Here is a 570-nt window from a genome sequence, read left to right on the forward strand (position 1 = left end):
CCTTGTAGAATAGTATTCCATTGTATCCTTGTCATTCGTACCTAAAAATAGGTGAGTAGCACAGTTATTAAAGATGGTCTTCCAATCACTTTTATAAAGTGATTCTAGCTGATTGACAGCTTGGATGATAATCTTAATAGACATCTCACGACTACGAATAGAAGAGAGGACCTGGGCGAAGTTTGGAATACGGCCAATTTGTGCAAACTCATCGAAGATAAACTGAATGTGGCGAAGATTTTTTCTACTGTAGCCAGGTACTTTCCCTTGCAAGATATCATCAGCCTTATGTGTGAGAACTTCAAAACCAATCGCAAACAAGATTGAGGAAAGAAAATTAAAGGCGTTATTGGTTTCAGGAATAGCAATAAAAACAGCTGTCTTTTTCGTATTCCAGGTATCCATTTCCATGGTATCCTCACTGATCAAGTTTCGTACATCTTCATGATCAAAGATAGAATAGCGAGAAGACAAAATCGCTACCACACTGTTTCTTGTCTCACCTCTGAAGTTTTGGAATAATTTCCACTGTTTATAAGCATAGTTGTTAGGTTGATGTTCGTTCAGTTC

General features: G+C 37.5%; 1 protein-coding gene. It reads right to left on the bottom strand.

Annotated elements, in window-relative coordinates; genetic code table 11:
- Nucleotides 1–570, bottom strand: a 570-nt coding sequence (locus CBI42_RS11145) for a type IV secretory system conjugative DNA transfer family protein (RefSeq protein ID WP_142294124.1), incomplete at both ends; no start/stop codon positions are given.

Source organism: Streptococcus sp. KR, from assembly GCF_002238115.1.
Lineage (GTDB): Bacteria > Bacillota > Bacilli > Lactobacillales > Streptococcaceae > Streptococcus.